The organism is Pseudomonas sp. S2_A10, assembly GCF_054668465.1.
This window is the reverse complement of record NZ_CP162773.1, coordinates 454,461-480,747: the sequence shown is the minus strand read 5'-3', so window position 1 is coordinate 480,747 and position 26,287 is coordinate 454,461. Positions and strand designations below refer to the sequence as shown.

Sequence of the window (26,287 nt, the reverse complement as noted above, 5' to 3'; positions counted from 1 at the left end):
GCGATACATAGTTACTGCACGCTGACTTTTTCACGGGGTTAATCTGCGTCCATCTTATGGAAGAGAGAACGCCTCATGGACGACCTTCAGTCTCTGACCCTTACGCCACAATCCCGTTATCAACCGAAGCAACTTCCCCTCGGCCGGCCCGCAGCTGAATCTCAAGTGCGCAATATCAGCCAAGGTGTCCAAGGCTTGCCGCTGGTCCTGCGTCTGTCGCTGGTCGATGCGATGACCAGCGAGCCGGTCATCGGCGCGCTGGTGCGCATTCAACAGCGTGTCGATGGCGACACCAGCCTGGGCGGCAGTCAATCGACCGACAGCCATGGCATCGTCCGTTTCACCAGTGTCTATCCGGACCGACTGGCGCACGGCGCTGCTTGCCTGAAGCTGAACGTATTCATTCCCGGCGACGAAGCAGGAGCGCAAGCTCACCACGAGGCTTGGGCCGGCACCTTGCACGTCCCAGGCCGCTGCGGCTGTGAAGGTGCCGCCGAGGACGCCTTGCGGTTGGTGTTGCAGCCGATCGCCGGCGCCGATCTTGAAGACGGTGCCTTCGCCTGCCAGACCCTCGGCATCGACACCTTCGCCGTGTCGTCGCAGCTTGGCCTGGAAGGCTACGAAAAAAACTCCGGAGCGCCGTTCTAGCGCAGTTGGTCCAGCGCCCGAACCAACTGCTCCATCTCGCCAGCCGTGGTGGTCAGCCCCGGGGTAATGCGAATGCACGGCCCGCACGCGGCGCCGGTGCGCACCACGGTGAACAGGTTGAATTCGCTGAGCAGACGCTCGGCCATGGCCTGCTGATCGGCATGCCGGGTGAAGCGCAGCGCGGTGATCCCGCAATACAGTTGCGGGTCGTCCGGCGTCAGCACCTCGATGCCCGGCAGGTGCCGGACCCGGCTGACCCACAGGTTGCGCAGGTAACTCAGGCGTGGGCTTTTGGCTGCGGCGCCGCCGAGCGCGTCGTGCTCTTCGAACACCAGCGGCAAGGTCATCAGTGCCGGGATGTTCGGCGTGCTGTACGAGGTCCGCGCGCGAATATCGCTGACCGGGTAATGCATCTCGCCCATGTCCGGATCGATGTCGGCGAGACGCTGCGGGGCGATATAGATAAAGCCGAGGGTCAGCGGTGCGCCGATCCATTTGTGCAGGTTGTAACCGGCGAAAGCGATGCCCAACGCTTGCAGGTCGAATTCAATCTGGCCGAGGGCGTGGGCACCGTCGAGGATGATGTCGACGCCATGCTCTTTGGCCAGCGCGGCGATGGCTTGCACGGGCATAACCAGACCGGTGCGATGGGTGACGTGGGTCAGGGCCATCAGTTTGAGTTTTGGATGGCGGACGAACGCCTCGCGGTAGCTTTCCAGCAGGCTGTCGAAACTGGCGGGATGGTGGTGGGCAATTTCGATGACCTCAACGCCACGCTGCTTCGCCAGCCAGCGCATGGCGCCCTTGACCGTGTCGTACTCGAGGTCGCAGATCAGTACCTGATCACCCGGTTGCAGACGATTGTAATTGCGGATCAGCGATTGCAGGCCTTCGGTGGCATTGCGCGTCAGCGCCACGCTTTGCGCGCGCACGCCAATCAGTTCGGCCAGTTGCGCGCGGATCTCAAGGTTGTCGTGCTGTTCAAAGCGCTGGCGTGCATAAATCGAGTTGCTGGCGTTGATCAGCTCGATATTGCGCTGGTACTCCTCGATCACTGTGCGCGACATGCGCCCGAAGTAACCGTTTTCCAGATTGACCGGACCGGGCTGCACATCGTATCGATCGGCAAAGGTTTGCCAGAAGGCTTCGTCACGGGCGCGGCGGGTGTTGTCAGGCATGGTCGGCAAGGCTCAAGAGGGAAGGGCGCGTCAGTGGCGCGGGGCGGGTTTGCCGTGTTTTGCGCGCAGCGGCTCGAGCAGGTCGGACAGGCCGTTATGGTCGATCTCCTGCATCAGCGCCAGCAGGCCACCGAGTTCACCGTGGGGAAAGCCTTCACGGGCAAACCAGTTCAGATAGGGGCCAGGCAGGTCGGCAATGATCCGCCCTTTGTACTTGCCGAAGGGCATTTCGCGGGTGATCAGCAGTTCGAGTTTTTCCGGATTCATCAGCACGCTTCATCGATTCACATCACAGCCTGGAAAATACAGGCATTCTGCATGCAGGCCAAATGACAGATCATGCAAAAAACCAGCATACAGATGGTTCAATCTTTTGTAAGTTGTTGAAAATAAAGGTTTTTTATCCGATCAAAAAGCTGGCACGCACACTGCAATATCCCTTGCATCTTCAACCCATCGCAAGGAATTGAAAAATGACCGACATGAAAAAAGAAGCCATTTCTGTACTCAACGACCTGATTGAAACCTGCAAGGACGGTCAGGAAGGGTTCAAGACTTGCGCTGAAGACATCAAGCACCCAGAACTGAAAACCCTGTTCGTGACTCGCTCCGCTGATTGCGCCACCGCAGCAGCCGAGCTGCAGGCTCAGGTACGTTCGCTGGGCGGCGATCCGGAAACCTCGACCAGCGTTGCCGGTGATCTGCACCGTCGCTGGGTCGACGTCAAATCCATGTTCACCGGTAAAGACGAAGAGGCTGTGCTGAACGAAGCAGAGCGCGGTGAAGACCACGCACTGAAGGCCTACAAAGAAGCCCTCGAGAAAATCACCAAGCACAACCTGGTGGGTATTCGTGATCTGGTTGAACGCCAATATCACGGCGTACAACGCAACCACGACCAGGTGAAAGCCCTGCGCAACCAGGCTCGTGCGAGCTCGTAAGAGTTAGTCGGCTGAAAAAAAACGCCAGCTTGTCTGGCGTTTTTTGTGCGCGTCTGGAAAGCAAAGATCGCAGCCTGCGGCAGCTCCTACAGGGGAATGAATAAAGTAGGAGCTGCCGCAGGCTGCGATCTTTTCGATCAACCGATACTGATCGCCGGCAATGTCGGCAACGTCACCGTCTGCTGTTTACGTGGCGCGAGAATCTCCGCCTCGCCATCCACCACCAACTCATCACGCTGATTGAATACGCGAGTGGCAATGCGCACGCGAAATTTCGGCAGTTTCTCGAGAATTTCCAGACGCACTGTCAGCGTGTCGCCGATCTTCACCGGCTTCTGAAAGCTCATCTGCTGACCGATATAAATAGTGCCCGGCCCAGGCAATTCACAGGCCACCGCTGCACTGATCAGCGCACCGCTGAACATGCCGTGGGCGATGCGTTCCTTGAACATGCTGGCGGCGGCAAACTCGGCGTCCAGATGCACCGGGTTGTGGTCGCCCGACATCGCGGCGAACAGCTGAATGTCGCGCTCTTCGACAGTCTTGCTGTAGCTGGCGGTCTGGCCGACTTCAAGGGCTTCGTAAGGGATGTTGGTAACCTGGGTCATCGGTTTCGATTCCTGTGACGGATTTCAGTCAATCCACAAAAAATTTATTCGCTGCGCTGCGGGCGCCGGTGGCTCAGGGCTTGGTCGATCCAGGCGAGCACATCGGTGGTCACTTCGTCGCGATTACTTTCATTGAACAATTCGTGCCGGGCCTGCGGGTAGATCTTCAGTTGCAGGTGCTGGCTGCCGGCCCTGCGCAAGGCATTGGCCAGATCTGTCAGACGCTTGCCCTCGCTCACCGGATCACATTCGCCACCAATCACCAGCAGCGGCAGGCCCGGATCGATCTGCGCGAGATTGGACGCTTTGCTGATTTGCTGCAAGCCGCCGAGCAGGTCGACCCACAGCTGATTGGTGCAGCGAAAGCCGCATAACGGGTCGGCGGCGTACTTGTCGACTTCGGCCGGATCACGGCTCAGCCAGTCGAAACGGGTGCGCACCGGTTTGAATTTATTGTTGAACGAGCCGAACGACAGCCACTCGATCAACGCGCTGCGGCCCTTGCCGCCCTGGCGCAGTTTTTCCAGCCGGGCAATCTGTCGAGCCATGCGATAGAGGGTCACTGGCTGATAATTCGAGCCGCTGAGAATCGCCCCGTGCAGACTGGCGCTGTGGTGCAACAAATAGCCCTGGGCGATGTAGCTGCCCATGCTGTGGCCGAGCAGGATAATCGGCACGCCGGGATGTTGCTGGCCGATATGCTGGTTGAGACTGGCCAGATCGCCAACCACCTTGCACCAGCCATCGTCATCGGCGAAATGGCCGAGGGTGCCGTTGTCGGCGGTACGACCATGGCCGCGCAGATCCGGGGCGTAGACGCCATAGTCTTTGTCGCAAAACGTGTCAGCGAGCCGCATGTAGCGAGCGCTGTGTTCGGCCATGCCATGGGCCAGCAGAATCACCGCTTTCAATGGCGTGGCCGGCAGCCAGCGGTTGACGTACAGGCGGCTGCGGTCACTCGCGTCCAGCCAGAAGGTGTCGTGGGTCATGGCGATTCCTTTGCTCAGCATCGCCACAGTGTATAGCGCGTCTGATCAGCTCACGCCACGGCAGGAAGATTCACGGGATCAATGAGGGCTTGCGTCATATTTGCCTCAATGGCCATAGCTGCTAGTGTCCGTGAAGCTCCGCTTTGTGCTTTTCGCCTTCCATGGACGAAGCAGAAACGACAGAAAGCGGCTCCCGGATCGGCTCAGGTAAAGAGGACAAGAACAATGCAACCTGATTTCTGGAATGACAAACGCCCGGCCGGCGTACCGCTGGACATCGACATGGGCGAGTTCAAGTCGGTCATCGAAGTGTTTGAGCGTTCCTGCAAGAAGTTCGCTGACCGCCCGGCGTTCAGCAGCATGGGCATCACCCTGACCTACGCCGAACTCGAACGCCAGAGCGCGGCGTTCGCCGGTTACCTGCAGGCCCATACCGATCTGGTGCCCGGGGATCGCATTGCGGTGCAGATGCCCAACGTCCTGCATTATCCGATTGCCGTGTTCGGCGCGCTGCGCGCCGGGCTGATCGTGGTCAACACCAACCCGCTCTACACGCCACGGGAAATGCGCCACCAGTTCAAGGATTCCGGCGCACGCGCACTGGTCTACCTGAATCTGTTCGGGCAGAAAGTCCAGGAAGTGCTGCCCGACACCGACATCCAATATTTGATCGAAGCGAAGATGGGCGACCTGATGCCCACCGCCAAAGGCTGGCTGGTCAACACCGTGGTCAGCAAAGTGAAGAAACTGGTTCCCGAGTATTCGCTGCCGCAAGCCACTTCGTTCAAAAGTGCGCTGCGCATGGGGCGTGGTCTGGGCATCAAGCCGCTGAACGTCGGCCTCGATGACATCGCCGTGCTGCAATACACCGGCGGCACCACCGGCCTGGCCAAGGGCGCGATGCTCACCCACGGCAATCTGGTGGCGAACATGCAGCAGGTGCGCGCCTGTCTGGCTCAGCTCGGCCCGGACGGTCAGCCGCTGTTGCGCGAAGGCCAGGAAGTGATGATTGCGCCGCTGCCGCTGTACCACATCTATGCCTTCACCGCGAATTGCATGTGCATGATGGTCTCGGGCAACCACAACGTGTTGATCTCCAATCCGCGTGACATCGCCGGCTTCATCAAGGAACTGAAGAACTGGCGCTTCTCGGCGCTGCTGGGTTTGAACACCTTGTTCGTCGCGCTGATGGATCACCCTGACTTCAAGACGCTGGATTTCTCCAGCCTGAAACTGACCAATTCCGGCGGCACCGCGCTGGTCAAAGCCACCGCCGAGCGCTGGGAGCAGATGACCGGTTGCCGCATCACCGAAGGCTACGGCCTGACCGAAACCTCGCCGGTGGCCTGCACTAACCCATACGGCGATCAGTCGCGCCTGGGCACTGTCGGCCTGCCGGTGCCGGGCACGCTGGTGAAAATCATCAACGATGACGGCGTCGAACAGCCACTGGGCGAACGCGGCGAGCTGTGCATCAAAGGCCCGCAGATCATGAAGGGCTACTGGAACAAACCCGAGGCCACCGCCGAAGTGCTCGATGCCGAGGGCTGGTTCAAGTCCGGCGACATCGCCGTGATCGACCCGGACGGTTTCGTGCGCATCGTCGATCGCAAGAAGGACATGATCATTGTCTCCGGCTTCAACGTGTACCCCAACGAAATTGAAGACGTGGTCATGGCCCACCCGAAAGTCGCCAACTGCGCGGTGATCGGCGTGCCGGACGAGCGTTCGGGAGAGGCGGTGAAGCTGTTTGTGGTAGCGCGGGAGAGCGGGGTCAGCCTGGAAGAGCTGAAGGCTTACTGCAAAGAGAATTTCACGGCCTACAAGGTGCCGAAACACATCGTGTTGCGTGAGTCGTTGCCGATGACGCCTGTAGGGAAAATTCTGCGGCGCGAGTTGCGGGATATCGCATAAAGGTTACGAGCGAAAAGATCGCAGCCTTCGGCAGCTCCTACAGGAAACGCATTCCAAATGTAGGAGCTGCCGAAGGCTGCGTTCTTTTGCTTTTACACCCCATGACTACGGGGCTTTCACAGGGTAATAGGATTTTTGCTCTAAAATGACCGCTGGCAAGTCTTGAGTCATCAATATGACTGTAGGGGCCTCTTTTGGCTCTGGTCGACCCTTGGCAAAGCTGCTACTCTCGGCGCGCTTTGTGACTTCTCGGCCTGTAAAACGCCGGATTCACCAATACAAAACACACACCAATAATAATCGCATCAAATGCGGTGAAGAATTCGCGTTGCTGAGGAGTGGGCTTCCATGATCGAAGACTTTTGGAAGGATAAGTACCCGGCTGGAATCGCAGCCGAGATCAATCCAGACGAGTATCCGAACATTCAGGCAGTGTTGAAGCAATCCTGCCAACGCTTCGCCAACAAACCGGCTTTCAGCAACCTCGGCAAGACAATCACCTACGGTGAGCTGTACGAGCTGTCCGGTGCCTTTGCCGCGTATCTGCAACAGCATACCGACTTGCAGCCCGGTGATCGAATCGCCGTGCAACTGCCCAACGTCCTGCAGTACCCGGTCGCGGTCTTCGGTGCCATTCGCGCCGGGCTGATCGTGGTCAACACCAACCCGCTGTACACCGCGCGGGAAATGGAACACCAATTCAACGACTCCGGCGCCAAGGCCCTGGTGTGCCTGGCGAACATGGCGCACCTGGCCGAAGCCGTGGTGCCGAAGACCGGCGTCAAGCACGTCATCGTCACCGAAGTCGCCGACTTGCTGCCGCCGATCAAGCGCCTGCTGATCAACAGCGTCATCAAGTACGTGAAGAAAATGGTCCCGGCCTATCACCTGCCCAAAGCCATCAAGTTCAACGACGTCCTGAGCAAAGGCCACGGCCAGCCAGTGGCCGAAGCCAATCCGGACAGCGGCGATGTCGCAGTGCTGCAATACACCGGCGGCACCACCGGCGTGGCCAAGGGCGCGATGCTCACGCACCGCAACCTGGTCGCCAACATGCTGCAATGCAAGGCGCTGATGGGCTCCAACCTCAACGAAGGCTGCGAGATCCTGATCACGCCGCTGCCGCTGTATCACATCTATGCGTTCACCTTTCATTGCATGGCGATGATGCTGATCGGCAACCACAACATCCTGATCAGCAACCCGCGCGACCTGCCGGCGATGGTCAAGGAACTGTCGAAGTGGAAGTTCAGCGGTTTCGTCGGTCTGAACACGCTGTTCGTGGCGCTGTGCAACAACGAAGGTTTCCGCAAGCTGGATTTCTCCGCGCTGAAAGTTACCCTGTCCGGCGGCATGGCCCTGCAACTGGCGGCGGCCGAGCGCTGGAAAGCCGTGACCGGTTGCGCCATCTGCGAAGGCTACGGCATGACCGAAACCAGCCCGGTGGCCACGGTCAACCCGATCCAGCACATCCAGATCGGCACCATCGGCATTCCGGTGCCGTCGACCCTGTGCAAAGTCATCGACGATGCCGGTGTCGAGCAGCCGCTGGGCGAAATCGGCGAGCTGTGCGTCAAAGGCCCGCAAGTGATGAAGGGCTATTGGCAGCGTCAGGAAGCCACCGATGAAATGCTCGACAGCGACGGTTGGTTGAAAACCGGTGACATCGCGCTGATCCAGCCGGACGGCTACATGCGCATCGTCGATCGCAAGAAAGACATGATTCTGGTGTCTGGCTTCAACGTCTATCCAAACGAACTGGAAGACGTGCTGGCGACTTTGCCCGGCGTGTTGCAGTGCGCGGCGATCGGTGTGCCGGACGAGAAATCGGGTGAGGCGATCAAGATTTTCATCGTCGCCAAACCGGGCGTGACCCTGACCAAAGAGCAGGTCATGGACCACATGCGCGCCAACGTTACCGGCTACAAAGTGCCGCGCTCGGTGGAATTCCGCGATGCGCTGCCGACCACCAACGTCGGCAAGATCCTGCGCCGCGAATTGCGGGATGAAGAACTGAAGAAGATCAAGGCCAAGTCTGCCGCGTAAATAAAAAGCCCCGCAGATGCGGGGCTTTTTGTTGGGAAAGATTGGTGATTTGCAGCGTCTGGTAAATTCTACCCCCTCACCCCAACCCTCTCCCCCAAGGGGGCGAGGGGGAAGGGAGCCGATCTTCAAGCTTTTCAGAACCTGAGTTCGGCTCGATATTTCAGGTCGGCGTATTCCGTAAGAACAACCCGGTCGGTCCCCTCTCCCCTCTGGGGAGAGGGCTAGGGTGAGGGGAAGGGCTGACGCCACAAATCCTACTGACGAAACGGCGCAAAATTCACGTTGGTCCCCGCCGGTCGCATGTCCTGCAGATAAGAATCCTTGTCCGCACTCAATTCCAGGCTCAGCGCCGCCTTGCGCTTGCCTTCGTTGCGAATCACCAGCCCTTCGAGCTTTTCGCGCAGGAATACCGTTGGCACTTTCAGGTGCAGCAACTCATCGGTGGCCGGGGTGTGCAGCAGCAAGTGAATCCACTCGTACTGACCGATGGCCAAGCGCGACACCGGCAGGTCGAACCACCAGATATTGCGGTTACGGTTCAGTTCGGCGAAGTGGCAGTTGTTGGTGCCGAGCACGGCGCCGCCCAGTTCCTGGTTGCGACGGGCGATGGCCTGGGTTTTATTGAGCTTCATGACATTCCTGCGAATCGGTGTGCCGGGCGCGACGCCCGTAGGCTGAGCATTCTCGGGGCAACGCCGGCAAACATAAAGCGCAACCTGCGCGCCACGACGAAATGCCGGCAAAATAAATGAAACTCGGCGCAAAGCGCACCGGTCAATCGTTACGTAATGACTTTTCTTCCCTATATGCATCACGGAGAAACACCATGAGTAGCACAGGCGATAAAGTAAAAGGCATGGCCAACGAAGCCGTCGGTAACGTCAAGCAAGGCGTCGGCAAGGTCACTGACAACGACAAGCTGCGCGCCGAAGGCAAGGTTCAAGAGAAAAAAGGCGAAGCCCAGCAAGCGGTTGGCAACGCCAAGGACGCGGTGAAAAAAGGCGTCGACAAGGCGTAAGCGAGCCTTGAACGAATCACACGAGCGGCCATCCAAGGATGGCCGTTTTTGTATCAGAACCCTGCGGTCATCCGCCAAAGGATCGCCAAGTAGGCTACCTTGAGGTAAAAAACGGCCCCTGAGTCGCCACGACTTCAACCTTTTGCGGCGCAAGGAGACGCGAATGATATTTCCGGACATGAAAGGTCTGCCCCTGCACCGGGTGATGGTGCGCACGGTCACTGAGTTCGTCGATGACGAAATGTCGACCTATGCCTCGGCATTGGCTTACCAGATGCTGTTCTCGCTGTTTCCGTTCATTCTTTTCCTGATTGCCCTAATCGGTTTCCTGCACCTGCCGGACTTCTTTTCCTGGCTGCGTCTGCAATCTGAACTGGTGCTGCCACCGCAGGCACTGGAGCAGGTCAACCCGGTGATCGACCAGTTGCAGCAATCCAAGGGTGGCCTGCTGTCCATCGGTATCGTTATTGCGCTGTACACCGCGTCCGCCGGCGTGCGCCTGATGATGAGCGCAATGAATGCCGCCTACGACGTGGTCGAAGGCCGGCCGATCTGGAAGCGCTTCCCGTTGTCGATCGTCTACACCGTCGGCATCGCCGGCATGCTGCTGATCGCCGCTGCGCTGATGGTGCTCGGGCCGCAGGTGATGGGCTGGATTGCCGCACAAGTGGGGCTGGAATACTTCATCGTCACGGTGTGGACGATCGCCCGCTGGCCGGTGATCGTGATTCTGATGATGGTCGCGGTGGCGCTGATCTATTACGTGATGCCCGACGTCAAACAGGAATTCCGTTTCATCACCCCGGGTTCGGTGCTGGCCGTGGTGGTGTGGATCCTCGCCTCGTTGGGGTTTGCCTTTTACGTGAAAACCTTCGCCAACTACAACGCGATGTATGGCAGCATCGGGGCGATCATCGTGCTCTTGCTGTATTTCTACATTTCCTCCGCAGTCCTGTTGCTCGGCGCGGAAATGAATGCAGTGATCGAGCACATGTCCGCCGAAGGCAAGGAAAAGGGCGAAAAAGCCCCTGGCGAGCCTGACGAATCCCCCAAACAACACGTCTCGGGCCTGGGCCGCGATCATTCGCTCAAGCCGGACACTGATGAAGCGCGACCATGATTCGTGAAATTCTCAAAATGGGTGACGAGCGCCTGCTGCGCATCGCCGCGCCGGTACCACCGGAAATGTTCAACAGCGCCGAGCTCTGGCAACTGATCGATGACATGTTCCAGACCATGGAAAGCGTCGGCGGCGTTGGCCTCGCGGCGCCGCAGATCGGAGTCGACCTGCAACTGGTGATCTTCGGCTTCGAACACAGCGAGCGTTACCCGGACGCCGAAGCAGTGCCGCAGACGATCCTGATCAATCCGCTGATCACGCCGTTGAATCCGTTGATGGAAGAGGGCTTCGAAGGTTGTCTGTCGGTGCCGGGCCTGCGCGGCGCGGTGGAGCGTTATCAGCAGATTCGCTACGAAGGCTTTGATCCGAAGGGCGAGCCGATCGTGCGTGTGGCCTCGGGGTTTCATGCACGGGTGGTGCAGCATGAATGCGATCACCTGATCGGCCGGCTGTATCCGTCGCGGATTACCGATTTCAGCAAGTTCGGCTTTACCGAAGTGCTGTTTCCGGATCTTGATCCCAACGCTGACGACTGATTGTCAGAACACCATCAACCCCTGTGGGAGCGAGCCTGCTCGCGAACGCGGAGTATCAGAACCAAATTCGGCGCTGACACACCGCATTCGCGAGCAGGCTCGCTCCCACAGGGTTTCAGCGTAAATCTGCGGGATTGAGTCCCATCGCAATCATCGGCTTGCTCCGCGCATACCGGCTCAACCGCTCGGCCATCGCCTGCGGCAGCGGCGGATCGAAGCTGAACCCACGCCGCTCATAAAACCCGCGCAAATCCGGATGGCAAAACAGCCACACCGGCTCGTCCACCTGGGCAACCGCCGTTGCGATCAACTGCGCAGCGACACCTTGTTCCCGACACTGCGGATCGACAAACAACCCCGTCAGCCAGTGCCCACCGGATACCGGCCGCAGACACAGCGCCGCAACGATCTCGCCGCGCCTTGCCACCCACAACTGCGCCTCACGCACGGCTTTCATCGAGGATTGGTGGCTGCGGTAGAACTTGTTCATCAGCGGCCACAACGATTCGTCGAGCTGGCTGTAGTGGATATCGGACATGGTTCGGGCTGTCGCTGCGAAAAGCGCCGATTATAAAAGAACGCACGCTTCGGGATAGGTGTATACCTGAACTCACACCCCTGTGAGTGGAGTACCGATCATGTCCAAAGGTATGGATTCAAAGAAAGCCGCGAAGAAGAAGCCGGCCAAGACCGCGATTGAAAAACGCGCAGAGAAGAAAGCCAAGAAGGTCGATATTTTCGGCCATTGATCAAACCATGCGGAAGCCCGGTTCACGGGCTCCCGCCTCGCTGGCGAAAACGTCCGTTTTCACCACACTGTTTCCCGCGCTGAACCGTTTCTTGTGCAAAAAATGCCAGATACTGGCCGACTAGTGGCCTTGCGCCCGGCGTTCGGCTGGCTATGCTTGCAGGTAACTAACCATGTCGACCGTCATGCCACCAGGCCGACGGCACAGGTTGGTCCGTGATTCATGCTGCCAGAGTGCGCAATTCAAGGCACCAACACTGAACCAACAAGGAGCGTCACTTAAATGGAAGTTCTTCTACGCGTTAGGGCTGGCCCGCATGCGGGCTATCAAGAAAAGGATGTCTTGATCAGAGCGTCGCTGCACGGCGCATCCGATTGATCATCATTTATCACCTGACAACTTCCTCCCGTGGGGGAAGACGTGTGCCTGTTCTGTGGAACGTAGTGATGGATCTTGCAAGACCTGAACTTTCATCAAATCAAAAGAACGCGCGGAAGGTGATACAACCATGTTCAACCTACATCACAAGGCTGACCTGCGGGAAATCGAGCGCTTCAGCTGTGCGCTGACTGAGGCCAACGCGAAAATCGAAGCGATCAGCCGCTCGATGGCGATGATCGAGTTCACTCCGGACGGCATCGTTCTCGACGCCAACGAGAACTTCTGCAAGACCATGGGCTACAGCGCCGAAGAAGTGCGCGGCAAACACCATCGGATCTTCTGCGAAGAAAGCTTTTATCGCAGCGAGGACTACGCGAAGTTATGGCGCGACCTGGCCCGTGGTGAACCGCTCAGCGGCACTTTCCTGCGTCTGAACAAGAGTGGCCGGGAGATCTGGCTTGAAGCCAGTTACATGCCGGTATTCGGTCCCGACAAACAGGTCAGAAGTGTGATCAAGGTTGCGGCGGACATCACCGCACGCATCAACAAAGAACATGAAGAAGAAGCCATGCTCGCGGCGATCGGCCGTTCCATGGCGGTGATCGAGTTCACCCCCGAAGGCAATGTCATCCGCGCCAACGACAACTTTTTGCAGACCATGCAGTACGCGCACCCTGAAATTGTCGGCCAGCACCACAGCCTGTTCTGTCACCGCGCCGAAGCCGAATCCGCGCAGTACAAGGCGTTCTGGGCTTCGCTCAATCGCGGCGAATATCACTCGCACCGTTTCGAGCGCAAGAACAAGTCCGGGCAGATGGTTTATCTGGAGGCTTCGTATAACCCGCTGTTCGACGCCAAGGGCCGCTTGTACAAAGTGGTCAAGTTCGCCAGCGACATCACCCGGCAGATGACCACTCTGCAGAACGCTGCGGAATCGGCCCACAGTACCTCGGTGCAAAACGACGCCTGCGCGCAGAAAGGTTCACAGGTGGTGCAGCAGACCGTGCAGATCATTCAGGACATTTCCCGCGATCTGAACGAAGCGGCGGTGAGCATCGATGCGGTCAGCAAACAGTCGGACATCATCGGCACCATCGTTCAGACCATTCGCGGCATTGCCGATCAGACCAACCTGCTGGCGCTCAACGCCGCGATCGAAGCGGCGCGCGCCGGTGAACATGGACGCGGTTTCGCGGTTGTCGCCGATGAGGTGCGCAGCCTCGCCGCGCGGACCAGTCAGGCCACTCTGGAAATTGTCGACGTGGTGCGCAAGAACCACGACCTGTCGCTGAGCGCAGTGTCGAGCATGCAGTCGAGCCTGAGCCGAACCGGGTTGGGCGTGGAGCTGGCGAACGAGGCGGGCGAGGTGATCCTCGAGATTCAGCAAGGCTCGCGGCATGTGGTGGATGCGATCAGCCAGTTCAATGAAACCCTGCAATTGAACTGAGCTGTTTCAACGTCACCAATAACCAATGTGGGAGCGAGCCTGCTCGCGAAAGCGTTATGTCAGCCAGCACATGCCTTTCTGACACGACGCCTTCGCGAGCAGACTCGCTCCCACAGGTGAGTCCCGTGTTGGCCGTCAGCGATGGGCAATGTTCTCCAGCGCCAGATTACGCGTACGCGGGCCGAACCAGCCGATGGTCAGCATCACGATCAGCATGCTGCTGACGATGAACGCCAGTACCCCCGGCGTGCCGAAGTTATCCAGGAACATGCCGATCAGCAGACTGCTGAACACCGTCGACAAGCGACTGAACGAATAGCAGAACCCGACCGCGCGGGCGCGGATGTTGGTCGGGAACAGCTCGCTTTGATAGGAGTGATAACTGAAGCTCAGCCAGGCGTTGCAGAAGGTGATCATTACGCCGCAGAAAATCAGCCCGAAGGCGCTGGTCTGCAGGGCGAACAGGGTGCCGAAGGTCATCGCGCCGAGCGCCGAGCCGACGATTTGCCATTTGTTCTCGAAACGGTTGGCGAACTTCACAAACAGCAACGGCCCGAGCGGGTAGGCGAGGGTGATGATGAACGCATACATCAGACTGTGGGTGATGCTCACGCCTTGGCCCGAAAGCAGCGCCGGCAACCAGTTGCCGAAACCGAAGAAACCGATCGCCTGAAAGATATGAAAAACGATCAGCATCAACGCGCGGCGGCGGTAGGGCGGCTGCCAGATATCGGCGAAACGGCCCTTGCCTTCGACATCGACCGGCACCGGTTCCGGCGCATCCAGCGCTTTGCCGTAATCCTTGGCGCAGCGCGCTTCGAGATGGTCGAGGATCCGATTGGCCTCATCGAAGCGACCGTGTTGCGCCAGCCAGCGCGGCGATTCCGGCAGACGCTTGCGCAGCCACCAGATAAACAGCGCAAACACCGCGCTGGCCAGCACCACCCAACGCCAGCCGGACACCCCGAACGGCGCTTGCGGCACCAGCCACCACGACATCAAGGCCACCGCCGGCACCGAGAGGAACTGCACGAAAAACGCAAAGGCGAACGCCGAGCTGCGCATGCGTTTAGGGACCAGTTCCGAGAGGTAGGCATCGATCGTCACCAATTCGATACCCAAGCCGATGCCGACCAGAAAACGCATGCCAATGATGCCCAGTGCTGAGGTCTGAATCCCCATCAGGACTGTCGCCACCGTGTACCAGATCAGCGCGAAGGTGAAGATTGCCCGGCGACCGAAGCGATCCGCCAACGGACTGAGCAGGCTGGCGCCGAGGAACAGGCCGAGGAACGTCGCCGAGGCGAACGCCGCCTGATCGGAGAAGCCGAACACCCCCTGACTGCCAGTGGCGAACAGGCCGTCGCGAATCAGCCCGGGACTGATGTAGGCGGTCTGGAACAGATCGTAGAGTTCGAAAAATCCACCGATCGACAGCAGCGCCACCAGACGCCAGATGGTGGCGACGGCGGGCAGACGGTCGATGCGGGCGGAAATCTCGGCGGCGCGTACCGGGTCGATACCGTCACTGTGCGCGGCGGCGGAAGCGTGAGCAGTCATAAGCTGATCCATTTTTTATTGATGGAAAAGCTTAGCCTGCTATCGGAATTGATGGATTGTGAATATCAGCGGTTTACCCGGTCAAACCGCTGATTTCTCGCAATATCTGCTTACGAATTAGCGATTTATGCCGCAGCGGCAGAATCCGGCAGCGCCGAGTTCGGCAGGCCGAAGATCCGGTCGAACAGCCAGTTGAACACGAAGGTGTAGCACGGGATGAAAATGATCAGTGCCAGATCCAGCAGGAACGCTTGCACCAGACTGATGTTCATCCACCACGCGATCAACGGAATCAGAAACACGATCAGCGTCAGTTGAAAGCCGACGGCGTGGGCGATGCGCCGTTTGACCGTACGGGTGCGCGAGACCTGGCGACTTTCCCAGCGCTCGAACAACGAGGTGTAGATGAAATTCCAGGTCACGGCGATGCTGGTGATGATCACCGCCAGCGGCCCGGTGCTGCCCGGCGACGTGCCCGACAGCAACGCCAGACCGAGGGCCGAGAAGGTCATGCCGATCACTTCATAGAGCGACACGTAGACCAGTTTGCGTTTCACGCCTTGCATGCAGATTTGCCTCTTTCTTGCCGAATGTTGGCCAGCGGGGCTGGCGAAGGCGAGCAAAGATAGCTTCAATAGACCTGACAGAAAAAGTCGGTAGCTTTCAGTTTTATTGATAGGGATAGGTGAGGCATTTGAATTTCAACAGCGACAGCATCGAATTATTTCTCGCGGTGATCGAGCGCGGCTCGTTTTCCGCCGCCGCGCGGCAGTTGGGCAAGGTGCCGTCGGCGGTGAGCATGGGCATTGCCAATCTTGAAGCGGAACTCGGTTACCCGCTGTTCGACCGCAGTCATCGCGAGCCGCAACCCACGGCGATGGCGCAGTCGTTGGTGCCGCACGCGCGACTGATCGCCGAGCAGCTCAAGCAGCTGCAGGTGCACGCGGTGGAGCTGTCGCTGGGGCTGGAAAGCAGGTTGTCGATCGGCGTGGTCGCGGACATTGATCGGCGGCGCTTGCTGGCAGCGATCAAGGTGATTGCCGAGCGGCATCCGTTGCTCGACATCGAAGTGCTGACTGCGCCGCAGGATGATGTGCTGGCGATGTTGCAGAGTGGCCGGGTCAGCGTGTGTCTGGCGTTCGCCGGTTTGAGCGTGAATGCGCTGGAGCGGTTTCAGTTTGTCGGCAGCGAACGCATGATCGCCACGCTGGCGGCGGACAGCCCGTTGTTGCAAGGGCGGGATGTGTTTCTCGAAGATCTGGTGCAGGTGCGGCAGATCATCGTCGCCAGCCGCGACTTGCCGATCAGCGAGACGCGGCCATTGGTGGCTGAATCCTACTGGCGTACGGACAATCTCGAGACGGCGATGGAAATGGTTGAAGCGGGATTGGGCTGGGGGAATTTTCCGCTGTCGGTGGTGCAGCCGTGGCTGGACGCGGGACGCTTGAAGCGGCTGAATTTTCGCAACATCGAAAATGGCCTGGTGCTGCCGGTGCATGCGGTGTGGCTCAAGAGCCAGCCCTTGCAGAAGGGCGCCCAGGCGTTGGTCGACCTGCTCAGCCATTGAGTTTGGTAGAGATCCCCTGTGGGAGCGGGCCTGCTCGCGAAGGCGTCGTGTCAGCTGTATCAATGCTGACTGACCCACCGCTTTCGCGAGCAGGCTCGCTCCCACAAGGGTTGTGTTTCAATTCAGCATTTGTGAAGGGTCAGGTACTCTCGCGCACCTTCAGCTCAAACCCCATATCCTCCACCGGCCGCGCCACTTTGTTGCCCGCCATTAACGTGAGCATCTGCTCCGCCGCGCGCCGGCCGATCGCCTCGCGCGGGGTGTTGATGCTGCTCAGGCGCGGCACCATGTGTTCGGACATCGGCAAATCATTGAAACCGAGGATCGCCACCTGCTCGGGAATCTTGATGCCGTTACGCAACGCTTCCAGCATCGCACCCTGGGCCAGGTCATCGTTGCCGAAGAAAATCGCATCAACATCCGGATGCGCCGCCAGCAATTGCAGGAACAGCTCGCCGCCCAAGCCCACCGACGAAGCACGTGGCGTCAGCACTTCCAGATCCGGGTCGTAACGGCCTGCCTTCTGCAATGCTTTGCGGAAACCCTCACCGCGCAGCAGGGTGCGCTGGTCCAGCTGCGCGCCGATGTACGCCAGACGCTTGCGTCCGCGAGACAGAAGGTGTTCGGCGGCAGTTTCCCCGGCGCTCAACTGCGAGAAACCCACGCAATTGACTCCGGCAGCACTGTCCAGCTCCATCATGTACACGCAAGGAATGTTGCTGGCCTCGATCATCCGCCGCGAACTTTCCGTGCGATCAAAACCGGTCAGCAGAAACCCGCGCGGCTGATAAGCCATGTAATTGCGCAGCAGGTTTTCTTCTTCATCGCGCGAATAATGGAAGTTGCCGATCAGCACTTCGAAGCCTTTGGGCGTCAGCACCCGATGAATGGCTTCCAGCGTGTCGATGAACAGCAGGTTGGACAGTGACGGCACCAGCACCACCACCGAATGGCTCTGCGCCGAGGCCAGTGCGCGGGCGGCGGGGTTGACTACATAGTTGAGTTCAAGCGCAGCTTTCTGCACTTTTTCCACCAGTTCGGTGGCCACCGTGCTTACCCCGCGCAAGGCGCGCGAGGCAGTGATCGGGCTGACGCCGGCCAGGCGGGCTACTTCGTTGAGGGTCGGACGGCCGGTGGTGCGGGTATTTTTATCGTTCTTGGGGGAGGTCATCGGGCGGCTTGCCAAACAAAAATCAAGGCACTAAGGTAGCGCTGTCCTGATGCAGCTGCAAATGCGTGAGCGCGGTCCTGCCTGATCTGTGCTCTTTGGCGTCGGGAACAAACCTGCTGCAACCCAAAAAAACGACAAGAAGGCGTCGGCAACTTCTGCCTGTGCACTAGAGTCATAGCTAGCAAAGGTAGCGCTGTCTGCGCGCTGAGGTGTTATATGAGTCATCCCATCACCGCCCTGGTCATCATGGGCGTTGCCGGTTGCGGCAAGACGTGCGTCAGCCAGGCCCTGTGCCAATTGAGCGGCGCCACTGCCATTGAAGGCGATACTTTTCATCCGGCCGCGAACATCGAAAAGATGAGCGCGGGGATCCCCCTGAACGACGAAGACCGCGCCGGCTGGCTCGACAGCCTGTGCGATGAACTGCGTCGCGTCGATGCCCAAGGCCAGCGCCCGGTGTTGACCTGCTCGGCCCTTAAACACAGTTACCGCGAACGTCTGCGCAGTGCCTTGCCGGGCCTGGGTTTCGTGTTTCTTGAATTGACTCCGGAAGTCGCCGCCGAGCGCGTATCGCACCGCCCGGGCCACTTCATGCCGGCGACGTTGATCGAAAGCCAGTTCGCCACCCTCGAATCGCCCAAGGGCGAGCCGCTGACTCTGCCGCTCAATGCCTCGATTCACAGCGTTGAAGAGCTGGCCCTGCAGGCTCACGTCTGGTGGCAGGCCAACGGCCTGAAACAGGCGATATGAGCATGTTGAAAAAGACAGCGCTGTCCTCCCGACTTCTGTTCAACCCGCTTTAATAACAACAACAATCCAGGAGACACCCCCCATGTTTGGCATGTCCCACGAGACGTTCCTGCTGCTCGATGCAGTGGTCACGGTAATCGGCCTGATTATCCTGATCACCAAATTCAAGATTCACCCTTTTATCGCCCTGACCATCGCCGCCGCCTTCCTCGGCCTGACTTCCGGCATGCCGATCAATACCATCATCAAGGCGTTCCAGGACGGCTTCGGTGGCGTGCTCGGTTTTGTCGGCATCATCCTCGCCCTCGGCACCATGCTCGGCAAAATGATGGCCGAATCCGGCGGCGCCGATCAGATCGCCCAGACCCTGATCCGCGCCTTCGGCAAGGACAAGGTGCAGTGGGCGATGATGTTCGCTGCGTTCCTGGTGGGTATCCCGCTGTTCTTCGAAATCGGCTTCGTGCTGCTGATTCCGCTGGTGTTCATCGTCGCCCGTCGCACTGGCGTATCGATCATCAAGATCGGTATCCCGCTGCTCGCCGGCCTCTCTGCGGTGCACGGTCTGGTACCGCCGCACCCAGGCCCGCTGCTGGCCATCGGTGTGTTCGGCGCTGACATCGGCAAGACCATTCTCTACGGTCTGATCGTTGCGCTGCCGACCGCCATCATTGCCGGTCCGATCTTCGGTACCTTCATCGCCAAGCACATTCCTGGCCACCCGAATCAGGAGCTGGTCGATCAACTGGCCCGCGAAAACGATTCGGCCAACCTGCCGAGCTTCAGCATCACTCTGGTCACCGTGCTGTTGCCGGTGTTCCTGATGCTGCTGAAAACCTTCGCTGACGTAGCGCTGCCGGACGGCAATTTCTTCCGCATCTGGATGGACATGATCGGCCACCCGATCTCCGCATTGCTGCTGGCATTGCTGCTGTCGCTGTACACCTTCGGCTACAAGCAGGGCATCGGTTCCAACCAGATGCTCAAATGGCTCGACGCAAGCCTGGCGCCTACCGCTGCGATCATTCTGATCATTGGTGCGGGCGGTGGCTTCAAGCAGATGCTGGTGACCAGTGGCGTGGGTGATGTGATCGGCCACATGGCGGTCAGCGCACAGATCTCGCCGATCCTGCTGGCCTGGCTGGTGGCGGCGGTGATCCGTATCGCAACCGGTTCGGCGACCGTGGCGACCATCACTGGCGCCGGCATTGTGGTGCCGGTTGTCGGCATGATTCCGGGCGTCAACCGTGAGCTGCTGGTGCTGGCCACCGGCGCCGGTTCGCTGATTCTGTCCCACGTCAACGACGCAGGTTTCTGGCTGGTCAAGCAGTACTTCAACATGACTGTGGCCGAAACCTTCAAGACCTGGACCGCGATGGAAACCATTCTGTCGGTAGTGGGCCTGGGCTTTATCCTGCTGTTGTCGCTGTTCGTTTAAACGGCAGTTTGCAGGCACAAAAAAACCGCAGTGATGCGGTTTTTTTGTGGGTGGATTTCGTGGTTCACCCAAAACCAATGTGGGAGCGAGCCTGCTCGCGAAGGGGCCAGGTCAGCCAGCCAATATGCTGACTGACCCACCGCTTTCGCGAGCAGGCTCGCTCCCACAGGGGGCAGGTGTCAGGCAGGAGATTTCGGATTGAAGCCATCCGCGCGGAACATCCCGCGAATCCCGCGCACGGCCTGACGAATGCGGTCCTGATTTTCGATCAGGGCAAAGCGCACATGATCATCGCCGTACTCGCCAAAACCCACCCCCGGCGAGACGCAGACCTTGGCCTCGGCCAGCAGTTTCTTGGCGAACTCCAGCGAACCCAGATGCGCATACGCCTGGGGAATCTTCGCCCAGACGTACATCGAAGCCTTCGGATTCTCGACCATCCAGCCCAGCTCATGCAGGCCTTTGACCAGCACGTTACGGCGCTGACGATACTGCTCGGCGATGTCGCGCACGCACTGTTGATCGCCTTCCAGCGCGGCAATCGCCGCCACTTGCAGTGGGGTGAAAGTGCCGTAGTCGTGGTAGCTCTTGATCCGCGCCAAGGCGTTGACCAGTTCTGGATTGCCGACCATGAAACCGATGCGCCAGCCGGCCATGTTGTAGCTCTTGGACAGGGTGAAAAACTCCACCGCAATGTCCTTGGCCCCGGGCACCTGCATGATCGACGGTGCTTTCCAGCCGTCGTAGACGATGTCGGCGTACGCCAGGTCGTGGATGACCAACACGTCGTATTGCTTGGCCAGGGCGATCACCCGCTCGAAGAAATCCAGTTCCACACACTGTGCAGTCGGGTTCGACGGGAAGCCGAGGATCATCATTTTTGGCTTGGGGATCGAACCGCGAATGGCGCGCTCCAGCTCATCGAAGAAATCCACCCCCGGCACCAGCGGCACCGAACGCACCTGAGCGCCGGCAATCACTGCGCCGTAAATGTGGATCGGATAGCTCGGGTTCGGCACCAGCACGGTGTCGCCCTGGTCCAGTGTCGCCAGCATCAAATGCGCCAGGCCTTCCTTGGAGCCGATGGTGACAATGGCTTCGCTTTCCGGGTCGATATCGACTTCGTAGCGCTGCTTGTACCAATTGGAAATCGCCCGGCGCAGGCGTGGAATGCCTTTGGACGTCGAGTAACCGTGGGTGTCCTCACGTTGGGCGACCTGCACCAGTTTTTCGACAATGTGCGGCGGCGTGGCGCCGTCGGGATTGCCCATGCTCAGGTCGATGATGTCTTCACCACGGCGGCGAGCGGCCATCTTCAGCTCGGCGGTGATGTTGAAAACGTAAGGGGGGAGTCGATCTATGCGCGCAAAGCGGCGCGGCGAACCTTGTTCGGCCATTGTTGCCTCGGATAACGTAAGCGCCCGGAACCGTCCGAGCGACGCTGGTCACTGCGGTGACCTGTGGCGGAAGATAAGGGCAGTGATGGCATACTGTCCAGCGCGGTTGTAAACATTTTTTTCAAGGAAAATCGGTCAATGGAATTCACCAGCGGCTTCTTGCTGAGCCTTTCGCTGTGCCTGGATATCGGCGTAGCCAACATCGCAATGATCACCCTGGCCATGCAGCGCGGCTACTTTCAGGGCTTCGCCCTGGGCCTGGGCACCTGCGTCGGCGACCTGATCTACGCGGTGCTGGCACTGGCCGGCATGACCGTTCTGCTGCAATACGAAACCGTGCGCTGGGTGCTATGGATTGGCGGTTCGGCGCTGCTGATCTACTTCGCGGCCAAGATGATTTATTCGGCAATTCACCACGAAGCGCTGCTGGCGGAAACCGCGGAAGTGGGGCAGAACTCCCATCGCAAGGAATTCTTTCGCGGCATCTTCCTCGCCATGTCGTCGCCGAGTGCGATTCTCTGGTTTGCTGCGGTTGGCGGCACGTTGATTGCGCGATCCGGTGGCGGTGGTCCGTTGAGTTCGGCGCTGTTTTTGGGCGGCTTTCTCTGCGCCGGGCTGCTGTGGTCGGCCGGTCTGTGCTTCGCGGCAAGCCACGGCGGCAAGCTGCTGGGCGACAAGCTGCTGCGTTACTCCTACTTGGCATCGGCGGCGATCTTCTGCTATTTCGCGGTCTACGTGATCGTTTCCGGGTACAACGAGTTTGTCGGCTCGGGCGCCGTCGAGCAGTTGCATGCGCTGTAAACGTGCGAAACGGATCGGGCTTTCTATACTCCCAGCCGAACCCACTTTTGCGTTCTGAGGAGTCGCGTCATGGATGAACAACCACGCGTCGAATTGGCTGGGCCGCGCTTCGAACACGGGCAATTTCTGCTGATTGCCGGTTTCGGCGGGCGATTCACTCAGGGGACCACCGACAACATTCCCGCGTTGTGGAAAAAACTGATCCCGCACTTGGGAAAAATCCCCGCGCAAGTCAATGAAGTGACCTACGGCGTTTGCTGCAACGCGGACGGCGAGGGCGGTTTCGAATACATCGCCGGGGTGCAGATCGACAAGCTCGACGACCTGCCGGAAAAGTACCGCTGGGTTGAAATCCAGCCGCAGAAATATGCGGTGTTCGAGCACAAAGGGTCACTGGCGCAACTCCCTGACACCTTCCAGTACATCTGGAACACCTGGCTGCCGCAGTCCGCTTACGAAGCGGCGGATGCGCCGGAATTCGAGCGCTACAGCGAGGATTACAACCCGAAACTCAATACCGGCACCCTGGAAATCTGGCTGCCGATCAAGGCTTGAGCGGTGTAACAATCGAGGCGGAGCATGTCCGCCCCGGTGGTTCTGCTTTATGCTGGCGGGCCTTGTTTCCACAGATTTTTGAGCTGCCATGAACACCGTGATCCGCAACGTCAGCGCCGCCGACCTCGACCGCTGCTACGCCATCGAAACCGACGCCTATGAAGGCGACGAAGCCGCTACCCGCGAAAAGATCGCCACGCGCATCGCCACCTGGCCGGACGGCTTCATCGTCGCAGAGGTGGACGGTGTGGTCGCCGGTTTCATCAATTCCGGCGCGGCGTTCGACGTGCAGATGTCCGACGAGGCCTTCAAGGAGCTGATCGGCCACGACCCGAAAGGGCCGAACGTGGTGATCATGTCGGTGGTGGTGCACCCGGATTACCAAGGGCAGGGCCTGGCCAAGCGCCTGCTCGGCGAATTCATCGAGCGCATGCGTGCGATGGACAAAGCGACAATTCATCTGATGTGCAAAGAGCAACACATTGCGTTGTACGCCGGGTTTGGCTTTGCTTACATCAAACCGTCGGAGTCCGACCACGGCGGCATGGCGTGGCACGAGATGATCCTGACCCTCTGAAGCCAACACCTATCGAAACTGCCTGATCGTTCCCACGCTCCGCGTGGTAATGCAGCCGGGGACGCTCCGCGTCCCAAAAGCGTGACGCAGAGCGTCACAAAGAGGCGTTCCCACGCGGAGCGTGGGAACGATCAGGGGATACTCAGAAGAACAGCCCCATCCGCCGCTCGTAACCGATCCGGCCCTTGTACGCTTCGCCGCTGTCGACATAGCCATGCTTGGCGTACAGCGCAATCGCCGCCTCGTTATCAGCGTCCACCGACAATTCCAGTCCTTTGATTTCCGGCCACGCTTCACGGGCGACAGCGGGCAGCGCTTGCAGGCAAGCCTTGCCGTAACCCTTGCCCTGCGCTCGGCGATCGACCTGCAGCGCATGCAACGTGGCGCTGTGTTCGTCGGCCCAGTCGGGCAACACCGGCGGGCGCTTGAGCAGCAGAAACGCTACCGGTACGTCGTCCGCCAGGAGGGCAAAACCCTTTACGCCGGGGCCGGGTTTCGACAGCAGGGTGTGCAAGGCACCGTGGATGTCGCCGGAGAATTTGATCTGCTCGGGGTGGATTTCAATGGCCTCGACTTGCTGACGCTGTAAAGGGCTGAGGCTGTCGTAAGGCACGAGTTGGGCTGACACGGGAATTTCCTTTTTCCTACAAAGAGTGAGCCTCGGATTCTAGCGAGATTGTCGTCGGCGAAATTTTTTTGTTTGCCCTGTCGATCCGCGCATTGGGCAAACGACTAAGGGTGTCTTCACAACAAAAACCACGGAGAACACCATGAGCGCACAAAGCGAGATCCAGACTCTGATCAACACCTATCGCGAAGCGGTAATGGCCAAGGACGTCGAGAAAGTCATGGCCCTGTACGCCGACGACATCGTCTCGTTCGATGCGATCAAGGCCCTGCAATTCAAAGGCAAAGCGGCGTACCGCGCGCACTGGGTCGAGTGCATGGAAATGTGCCCCGGCCCGCACATCTTCGAGTTCCATGAAATCGCCATCGAAAGTGCCGACAACATCGCTTTCGCCCATTGGGTAGCCAACTGCGGCGGCACCAATGACAAAGGCGAAACCCAGAGTTGCTGGATGCGTGTCACCGCCTGTTACCGGCAAATCGGCGGGGCGTGGAAGATTGCCCACGAGCACTGGTCGGCACCGTTCGATCCGATGAGCGGCGCGACGCTGTTCGATGTGCAGCCCTGATCTTCAGCCATAGTTGATCCGTTCGAATCAGGAGATCGCCATGAAATATCTATGCCTGGTCTACAGCGATGAACGCCTGCTGCACACCTCGCCCGACAGCCCGGAGGACGCCGAATGCTGGGCCTACGCCGAGTCGATTCAGGGCAGCGGGCGGATGATCGCCGCCGAAGCGCTGGAATCGGTGGAGACCGCCACCACGGTACGCATGCGCAACGGCAAGGTGTCGATCACCGACGGGCCTTTCGCTGAAACCAAGGAGCAACTGGCCGGTTTCTACCTGATCGATGCCAAGGATCTCAACGAAGCCATCCAGGTCGCCGGCAATATTCCGGCAGCGCGGGTGGGCAGCGTTGAAGTGCGCCCGGTGCGGCAGTTGAATGTCTGACGTCAGGGCGCGGGTCGAGCAGGTCTACCGCGAGGATTCGCGGCGGATTCTGGCCACGCTGATCCGCCTGCTCGGTGATTTCGACCTCGCCGAAGAAGCCTTGCACGAGGCGTTCTTCGTCGCGGTCGAGCGCTGGCAGCGCGACGGCGTGCCGGACAACCCGCGCACCTGGCTGGTCTCGACCGGACGTTTCAAAGCCATCGATGTGCTGCGCCGGCGCGCCCGGTTCAAGGCGTCGCAACCGTTGCTGCTGGCACAACTCGATGAGCTGGAACAGGCTGACTGGAGTGGCGAAGACGTGGAAGACGATCGCTTGCGGCTGATCTTCACCTGCTGCCACCCGGCACTGGCGGCGGATGCGCAGGTGCCGCTTACCTTGCGTGAAGTCTGCGACCTCACCACCGAGGAAATCGCCCGTGCTTTTCTCTCGGCGCCGGCGGCGATTGCCCAGCGTATCGTCCGCGCGAAAGCCAAGATCCGCGACGCGAAAATCCCTTATCAAGTACCCACGCTGAACGAATTGCCCGAGCGCCTGGACAGCGTGTTGCGGGTGATTTATCTGGTGTTCAACGAGGGTTATTCGGCATCGGTCGGCACTGAGCTGACCCGCGAGGATCTGACGCGCGAAGCGATTCGCCTCGGGCGCTTGTTGATGGAGTTGCTGCCTGAGCCGGAAGTCATGGGTCTGCTGGCGCTGATGCTGCTGCACGAATCACGTCGACCGGCGCGCACTTCGCCGAGCGGTGAACTGGTATTGCTCGACGATCAGGATCGCTCGTTGTGGGATGCCGGGTTGATGGCCGAAGGCTGCGCGCTGGTCGAGCGCGCCCTGAGTACGCGACGCTTCGGGCCATATTGCCTGCAAGCGGCGATTGCAGCGGTGCATGCGGAAGCGCCGTCGGCGGCGGAAACGGACTGGCAGCAGATTGTCGGTCTGTACGACGTGTTGCTGCGTGCAGTGCCGTCGCCGGTGATCGAGCTGAACCGGTCGGTGGCGGTGGCCAAGCGGGATGGGGCGTTGGCGGGATTGTTGTTGATTGAAGGGATTTTAGCGCGAGGGGAGTTGCAGGATTACCACTTGGCGCATTCGGCGCGGGCGGAGTTTTGCCGGCAATTGGGCCGAGTGGAGCAGGCGCGGGCAGCGTATCAGCGGGCGCTGGAGCTGACGCGGCAGGAGCCGGAGCGGCGGTTTATTCGAGGACGGATCATGGCGCTGGAAATGCTCTGACCTTGGCGCTCTGGCGATTGGGGGCAGTCTGTGGATTGCCCTCACCCTAACCCTCTCCCAAAGGGAGAGGGGACTGATCGGGGGATATTG

The 26,287-nt window shown here is 59.5% G+C and carries 28 protein-coding genes and 1 pseudogene; 18 read left to right on the top strand and 11 right to left on the bottom strand.

Translation table 11 applies throughout. The features are described from left to right. Positions 1-75 precede the first annotated feature (75 nt). The gene (locus AB4N41_RS02230) at positions 76-648 is read left to right on the top strand and encodes a peptidase associated/transthyretin-like domain-containing protein (RefSeq protein WP_150637501.1); all 573 of its coding nucleotides are present in this window, start codon (positions 76-78) and stop codon (positions 646-648) included. Here AB4N41_RS02230 and AB4N41_RS02225 read toward each other — a convergent pair. Then, on the bottom strand, positions 645-1,826 hold the full coding sequence (locus AB4N41_RS02225; protein ID WP_252876776.1) for an aminotransferase class V-fold PLP-dependent enzyme: 1,182 nt from the start codon (positions 1,824-1,826) through the stop codon (positions 645-647). The two genes, AB4N41_RS02230 and AB4N41_RS02225, sit on opposite strands and share 4 nt — an antisense overlap. Before the next feature lie 30 nt (positions 1,827-1,856). Further along, entirely contained in the window at positions 1,857-2,093 is a 237-nt protein-coding gene (locus tag AB4N41_RS02220; RefSeq protein WP_003227425.1) for a DUF3820 family protein, read from the bottom strand. A gap of 206 nt (positions 2,094-2,299) precedes the next feature. Here AB4N41_RS02220 and AB4N41_RS02215 point away from each other — a divergent pair, with 206 nt between their 5' ends. Beyond that, a complete protein-coding gene (locus tag AB4N41_RS02215; protein ID WP_252876775.1) occupies positions 2,300-2,767 on the top strand; it encodes a ferritin-like domain-containing protein in 468 nt (155 codons plus the stop codon). 137 nt (positions 2,768-2,904) lie between these two features. Here the strand turns inward: AB4N41_RS02215 and AB4N41_RS02210 are convergent, their stop codons facing one another. Then, positions 2,905-3,375: a MaoC family dehydratase gene (locus AB4N41_RS02210; protein WP_003227420.1), complete on the bottom strand. Its 471-nt coding sequence runs from the start codon at positions 3,373-3,375 to the stop codon at positions 2,905-2,907. A gap of 44 nt (positions 3,376-3,419) precedes the next feature. After that, the gene (locus AB4N41_RS02205) at positions 3,420-4,364 is read right to left on the bottom strand and encodes an alpha/beta hydrolase (RefSeq protein ID WP_252876774.1); all 945 of its coding nucleotides are present in this window, start codon (positions 4,362-4,364) and stop codon (positions 3,420-3,422) included. A 225-nt stretch (positions 4,365-4,589) separates the two neighbouring features. Between AB4N41_RS02205 and fadD2 the strand changes: the two genes are divergently transcribed. Both fadD2 and fadD1 read left to right on the top strand, forming a co-directional pair. Further along, positions 4,590-6,278, top strand: a complete 1,689-nt coding sequence (gene fadD2 / locus AB4N41_RS02200; protein ID WP_024014054.1) for a long-chain-fatty-acid--CoA ligase FadD2 — start codon at positions 4,590-4,592, stop codon at positions 6,276-6,278. A gap of 348 nt (positions 6,279-6,626) precedes the next feature. Further along, complete coding sequence (gene fadD1, locus AB4N41_RS02195; RefSeq protein WP_024014053.1) at positions 6,627-8,324, top strand: long-chain-fatty-acid--CoA ligase FadD1; 1,698 nt, start codon at positions 6,627-6,629, stop codon at positions 8,322-8,324. 254 nt (positions 8,325-8,578) lie between these two features. Here fadD1 and AB4N41_RS02190 read toward each other — a convergent pair whose 3' ends face one another. Then, positions 8,579-8,956 (bottom strand): hypothetical protein, encoded by a 378-nt coding sequence (locus tag AB4N41_RS02190; protein WP_016775519.1) that lies wholly within the window; start codon positions 8,954-8,956, stop codon positions 8,579-8,581. Positions 8,957-9,150: 194 nt separating this feature from the next. Between AB4N41_RS02190 and AB4N41_RS02185 the strand changes: the two genes are divergently transcribed. From AB4N41_RS02185 to def, 3 genes are all read left to right on the top strand, one after another. Next, a complete protein-coding gene (locus AB4N41_RS02185) occupies positions 9,151-9,342 on the top strand; it encodes a CsbD family protein (protein WP_041479186.1) in 192 nt (63 codons plus the stop codon). 163 nt (positions 9,343-9,505) lie between these two features. Further along, positions 9,506-10,462 carry a YihY/virulence factor BrkB family protein gene (locus AB4N41_RS02180; protein ID WP_041479188.1) on the top strand — a complete coding sequence of 319 codons (957 nt, stop codon included), beginning with the start codon at positions 9,506-9,508 and terminating at the stop codon, positions 10,460-10,462. Beyond that, positions 10,459-10,998, top strand: coding sequence for a peptide deformylase (gene def, locus AB4N41_RS02175; RefSeq protein ID WP_076563914.1), 540 nt, complete (start codon positions 10,459-10,461; stop codon positions 10,996-10,998). The genes AB4N41_RS02180 and def overlap by 4 nt, the downstream gene beginning before the upstream one ends. Before the next feature lie 115 nt (positions 10,999-11,113). Here def and AB4N41_RS02170 read toward each other — a convergent pair whose 3' ends face one another. Continuing rightward, on the bottom strand, positions 11,114-11,536 hold the full coding sequence (locus AB4N41_RS02170) for a GNAT family N-acetyltransferase (protein ID WP_252876773.1): 423 nt from the start codon (positions 11,534-11,536) through the stop codon (positions 11,114-11,116). 719 nt (positions 11,537-12,255) lie between these two features. On the opposite strand from AB4N41_RS02170, the pseudogene AB4N41_RS02165 reads away from it, so the two are divergent. Together AB4N41_RS02165 and AB4N41_RS02160 are read left to right on the top strand one after the other, a co-directional pair. Next, positions 12,256-12,981, top strand: a pseudogene (locus tag AB4N41_RS02165) (PAS domain-containing protein); the annotation flags it as partial. A 54-nt stretch (positions 12,982-13,035) separates the two neighbouring features. Beyond that, complete coding sequence (locus tag AB4N41_RS02160) at positions 13,036-13,575, top strand: methyl-accepting chemotaxis protein (protein WP_223259141.1); 540 nt, start codon at positions 13,036-13,038, stop codon at positions 13,573-13,575. Between the two features lie 135 nt (positions 13,576-13,710). On the opposite strand, the gene AB4N41_RS02155 is transcribed toward AB4N41_RS02160, so the two are convergent. Together AB4N41_RS02155 and AB4N41_RS02150 are read right to left on the bottom strand one after the other, a co-directional pair. Beyond that, entirely contained in the window at positions 13,711-15,135 is a 1,425-nt protein-coding gene (locus AB4N41_RS02155) for an MFS transporter (protein ID WP_236168338.1), read from the bottom strand. Positions 15,136-15,260: 125 nt separating this feature from the next. Next, complete coding sequence (locus tag AB4N41_RS02150; RefSeq protein WP_076563910.1) at positions 15,261-15,701, bottom strand: PACE efflux transporter; 441 nt, start codon at positions 15,699-15,701, stop codon at positions 15,261-15,263. A gap of 128 nt (positions 15,702-15,829) precedes the next feature. Here AB4N41_RS02150 and AB4N41_RS02145 point away from each other — a divergent pair, with 128 nt between their 5' ends. After that, on the top strand, positions 15,830-16,702 hold the full coding sequence (locus tag AB4N41_RS02145; protein WP_252876772.1) for a LysR family transcriptional regulator: 873 nt from the start codon (positions 15,830-15,832) through the stop codon (positions 16,700-16,702). A 139-nt stretch (positions 16,703-16,841) separates the two neighbouring features. Here AB4N41_RS02145 and gntR read toward each other — a convergent pair whose 3' ends face one another. Then, a complete protein-coding gene (gntR, locus tag AB4N41_RS02140; RefSeq protein ID WP_252876771.1) occupies positions 16,842-17,873 on the bottom strand; it encodes an HTH-type transcriptional regulator GntR in 1,032 nt (343 codons plus the stop codon). A gap of 216 nt (positions 17,874-18,089) precedes the next feature. On the opposite strand from gntR, the gene AB4N41_RS02135 reads away from it, so the two are divergent. Both AB4N41_RS02135 and AB4N41_RS02130 read left to right on the top strand, forming a co-directional pair. Then, positions 18,090-18,623, top strand: coding sequence for a gluconokinase (locus AB4N41_RS02135; RefSeq protein ID WP_071173330.1), 534 nt, complete (start codon positions 18,090-18,092; stop codon positions 18,621-18,623). An 82-nt stretch (positions 18,624-18,705) separates the two neighbouring features. Further along, the gene (locus AB4N41_RS02130; protein ID WP_016773551.1) at positions 18,706-20,058 is read left to right on the top strand and encodes a GntP family permease; all 1,353 of its coding nucleotides are present in this window, start codon (positions 18,706-18,708) and stop codon (positions 20,056-20,058) included. Positions 20,059-20,237: 179 nt separating this feature from the next. Here the strand turns inward: AB4N41_RS02130 and alaC are convergent, their stop codons facing one another. Then, positions 20,238-21,455, bottom strand: a complete 1,218-nt coding sequence (gene alaC, locus AB4N41_RS02125) for an alanine transaminase (RefSeq protein ID WP_122507677.1) — start codon at positions 21,453-21,455, stop codon at positions 20,238-20,240. 138 nt (positions 21,456-21,593) lie between these two features. Here alaC and AB4N41_RS02120 point away from each other — a divergent pair, with 138 nt between their 5' ends. The 3 genes from AB4N41_RS02120 (at position 21,594) to AB4N41_RS02110 (ending at position 23,388) form a co-directional block, all read left to right on the top strand. Continuing rightward, on the top strand, positions 21,594-22,256 hold the full coding sequence (locus AB4N41_RS02120; protein ID WP_041479200.1) for a LysE family translocator: 663 nt from the start codon (positions 21,594-21,596) through the stop codon (positions 22,254-22,256). 69 nt (positions 22,257-22,325) lie between these two features. Further along, positions 22,326-22,811, top strand: coding sequence for a GyrI-like domain-containing protein (locus AB4N41_RS02115; protein WP_252876770.1), 486 nt, complete (start codon positions 22,326-22,328; stop codon positions 22,809-22,811). A gap of 88 nt (positions 22,812-22,899) precedes the next feature. Further along, a complete protein-coding gene (locus AB4N41_RS02110) occupies positions 22,900-23,388 on the top strand; it encodes a GNAT family N-acetyltransferase (RefSeq protein WP_150741966.1) in 489 nt (162 codons plus the stop codon). A 142-nt stretch (positions 23,389-23,530) separates the two neighbouring features. On the opposite strand, the gene AB4N41_RS02105 is transcribed toward AB4N41_RS02110, so the two are convergent. After that, positions 23,531-24,016, bottom strand: coding sequence for a GNAT family N-acetyltransferase (locus tag AB4N41_RS02105; protein ID WP_150637515.1), 486 nt, complete (start codon positions 24,014-24,016; stop codon positions 23,531-23,533). Positions 24,017-24,158: 142 nt separating this feature from the next. Between AB4N41_RS02105 and AB4N41_RS02100 the strand changes: the two genes are divergently transcribed. Genes AB4N41_RS02100 through AB4N41_RS02090 form a run of 3 tightly spaced genes read left to right on the top strand, consistent with a single transcriptional unit; the run spans position 24,159 to position 26,197 of the window. Beyond that, complete coding sequence (locus AB4N41_RS02100; RefSeq protein ID WP_056788004.1) at positions 24,159-24,584, top strand: YybH family protein; 426 nt, start codon at positions 24,159-24,161, stop codon at positions 24,582-24,584. A gap of 40 nt (positions 24,585-24,624) precedes the next feature. Continuing rightward, the gene (locus tag AB4N41_RS02095; RefSeq protein WP_039758054.1) at positions 24,625-24,969 is read left to right on the top strand and encodes a YciI family protein; all 345 of its coding nucleotides are present in this window, start codon (positions 24,625-24,627) and stop codon (positions 24,967-24,969) included. Then, positions 24,962-26,197, top strand: coding sequence for an RNA polymerase sigma factor (locus AB4N41_RS02090; RefSeq protein WP_252876769.1), 1,236 nt, complete (start codon positions 24,962-24,964; stop codon positions 26,195-26,197). The genes AB4N41_RS02095 and AB4N41_RS02090 overlap by 8 nt, the downstream gene beginning before the upstream one ends. The last annotated feature ends 90 nt before the right edge of the window (positions 26,198-26,287 follow it).

Bases quoted from the DNA above. Each gene is read 5' to 3' on its own strand.
- AB4N41_RS02230 (WP_150637501.1), top strand. From the start codon at position 76: ATGGACGACCTTCAGTCTCTGACCCTTACGCCACAATCCCGTTATCAA.
- AB4N41_RS02225 (WP_252876776.1), bottom strand. From the start codon at position 1,826: ATGCCTGACAACACCCGCCGCGCCCGTGACGAAGCCTTCTGGCAAACC.
- AB4N41_RS02220 (WP_003227425.1), bottom strand. From the start codon at position 2,093: ATGAATCCGGAAAAACTCGAACTGCTGATCACCCGCGAAATGCCCTTC.
- AB4N41_RS02215 (WP_252876775.1), top strand. From the start codon at position 2,300: ATGACCGACATGAAAAAAGAAGCCATTTCTGTACTCAACGACCTGATT.
- AB4N41_RS02210 (WP_003227420.1), bottom strand. From the start codon at position 3,375: ATGACCCAGGTTACCAACATCCCTTACGAAGCCCTTGAAGTCGGCCAG.
- AB4N41_RS02205 (WP_252876774.1), bottom strand. From the start codon at position 4,364: ATGACCCACGACACCTTCTGGCTGGACGCGAGTGACCGCAGCCGCCTG.
- fadD2 (WP_024014054.1), top strand. From the start codon at position 4,590: ATGCAACCTGATTTCTGGAATGACAAACGCCCGGCCGGCGTACCGCTG.
- fadD1 (WP_024014053.1), top strand. From the start codon at position 6,627: ATGATCGAAGACTTTTGGAAGGATAAGTACCCGGCTGGAATCGCAGCC.
- AB4N41_RS02190 (WP_016775519.1), bottom strand. From the start codon at position 8,956: ATGAAGCTCAATAAAACCCAGGCCATCGCCCGTCGCAACCAGGAACTG.
- AB4N41_RS02185 (WP_041479186.1), top strand. From the start codon at position 9,151: ATGAGTAGCACAGGCGATAAAGTAAAAGGCATGGCCAACGAAGCCGTC.
- AB4N41_RS02180 (WP_041479188.1), top strand. From the start codon at position 9,506: ATGATATTTCCGGACATGAAAGGTCTGCCCCTGCACCGGGTGATGGTG.
- def (WP_076563914.1), top strand. From the start codon at position 10,459: ATGATTCGTGAAATTCTCAAAATGGGTGACGAGCGCCTGCTGCGCATC.
- AB4N41_RS02170 (WP_252876773.1), bottom strand. From the start codon at position 11,536: ATGTCCGATATCCACTACAGCCAGCTCGACGAATCGTTGTGGCCGCTG.
- AB4N41_RS02160 (WP_223259141.1), top strand. From the start codon at position 13,036: ATGACCACTCTGCAGAACGCTGCGGAATCGGCCCACAGTACCTCGGTG.
- AB4N41_RS02155 (WP_236168338.1), bottom strand. From the start codon at position 15,135: ATGACTGCTCACGCTTCCGCCGCCGCGCACAGTGACGGTATCGACCCG.
- AB4N41_RS02150 (WP_076563910.1), bottom strand. From the start codon at position 15,701: ATGCAAGGCGTGAAACGCAAACTGGTCTACGTGTCGCTCTATGAAGTG.
- gntR (WP_252876771.1), bottom strand. From the start codon at position 17,873: ATGACCTCCCCCAAGAACGATAAAAATACCCGCACCACCGGCCGTCCG.
- AB4N41_RS02135 (WP_071173330.1), top strand. From the start codon at position 18,090: ATGAGTCATCCCATCACCGCCCTGGTCATCATGGGCGTTGCCGGTTGC.
- AB4N41_RS02130 (WP_016773551.1), top strand. From the start codon at position 18,706: ATGTTTGGCATGTCCCACGAGACGTTCCTGCTGCTCGATGCAGTGGTC.
- alaC (WP_122507677.1), bottom strand. From the start codon at position 21,455: ATGGCCGAACAAGGTTCGCCGCGCCGCTTTGCGCGCATAGATCGACTC.
- AB4N41_RS02120 (WP_041479200.1), top strand. From the start codon at position 21,594: ATGGAATTCACCAGCGGCTTCTTGCTGAGCCTTTCGCTGTGCCTGGAT.
- AB4N41_RS02115 (WP_252876770.1), top strand. From the start codon at position 22,326: ATGGATGAACAACCACGCGTCGAATTGGCTGGGCCGCGCTTCGAACAC.
- AB4N41_RS02110 (WP_150741966.1), top strand. From the start codon at position 22,900: ATGAACACCGTGATCCGCAACGTCAGCGCCGCCGACCTCGACCGCTGC.
- AB4N41_RS02100 (WP_056788004.1), top strand. From the start codon at position 24,159: ATGAGCGCACAAAGCGAGATCCAGACTCTGATCAACACCTATCGCGAA.
- AB4N41_RS02095 (WP_039758054.1), top strand. From the start codon at position 24,625: ATGAAATATCTATGCCTGGTCTACAGCGATGAACGCCTGCTGCACACC.
- AB4N41_RS02090 (WP_252876769.1), top strand. From the start codon at position 24,962: ATGTCTGACGTCAGGGCGCGGGTCGAGCAGGTCTACCGCGAGGATTCG.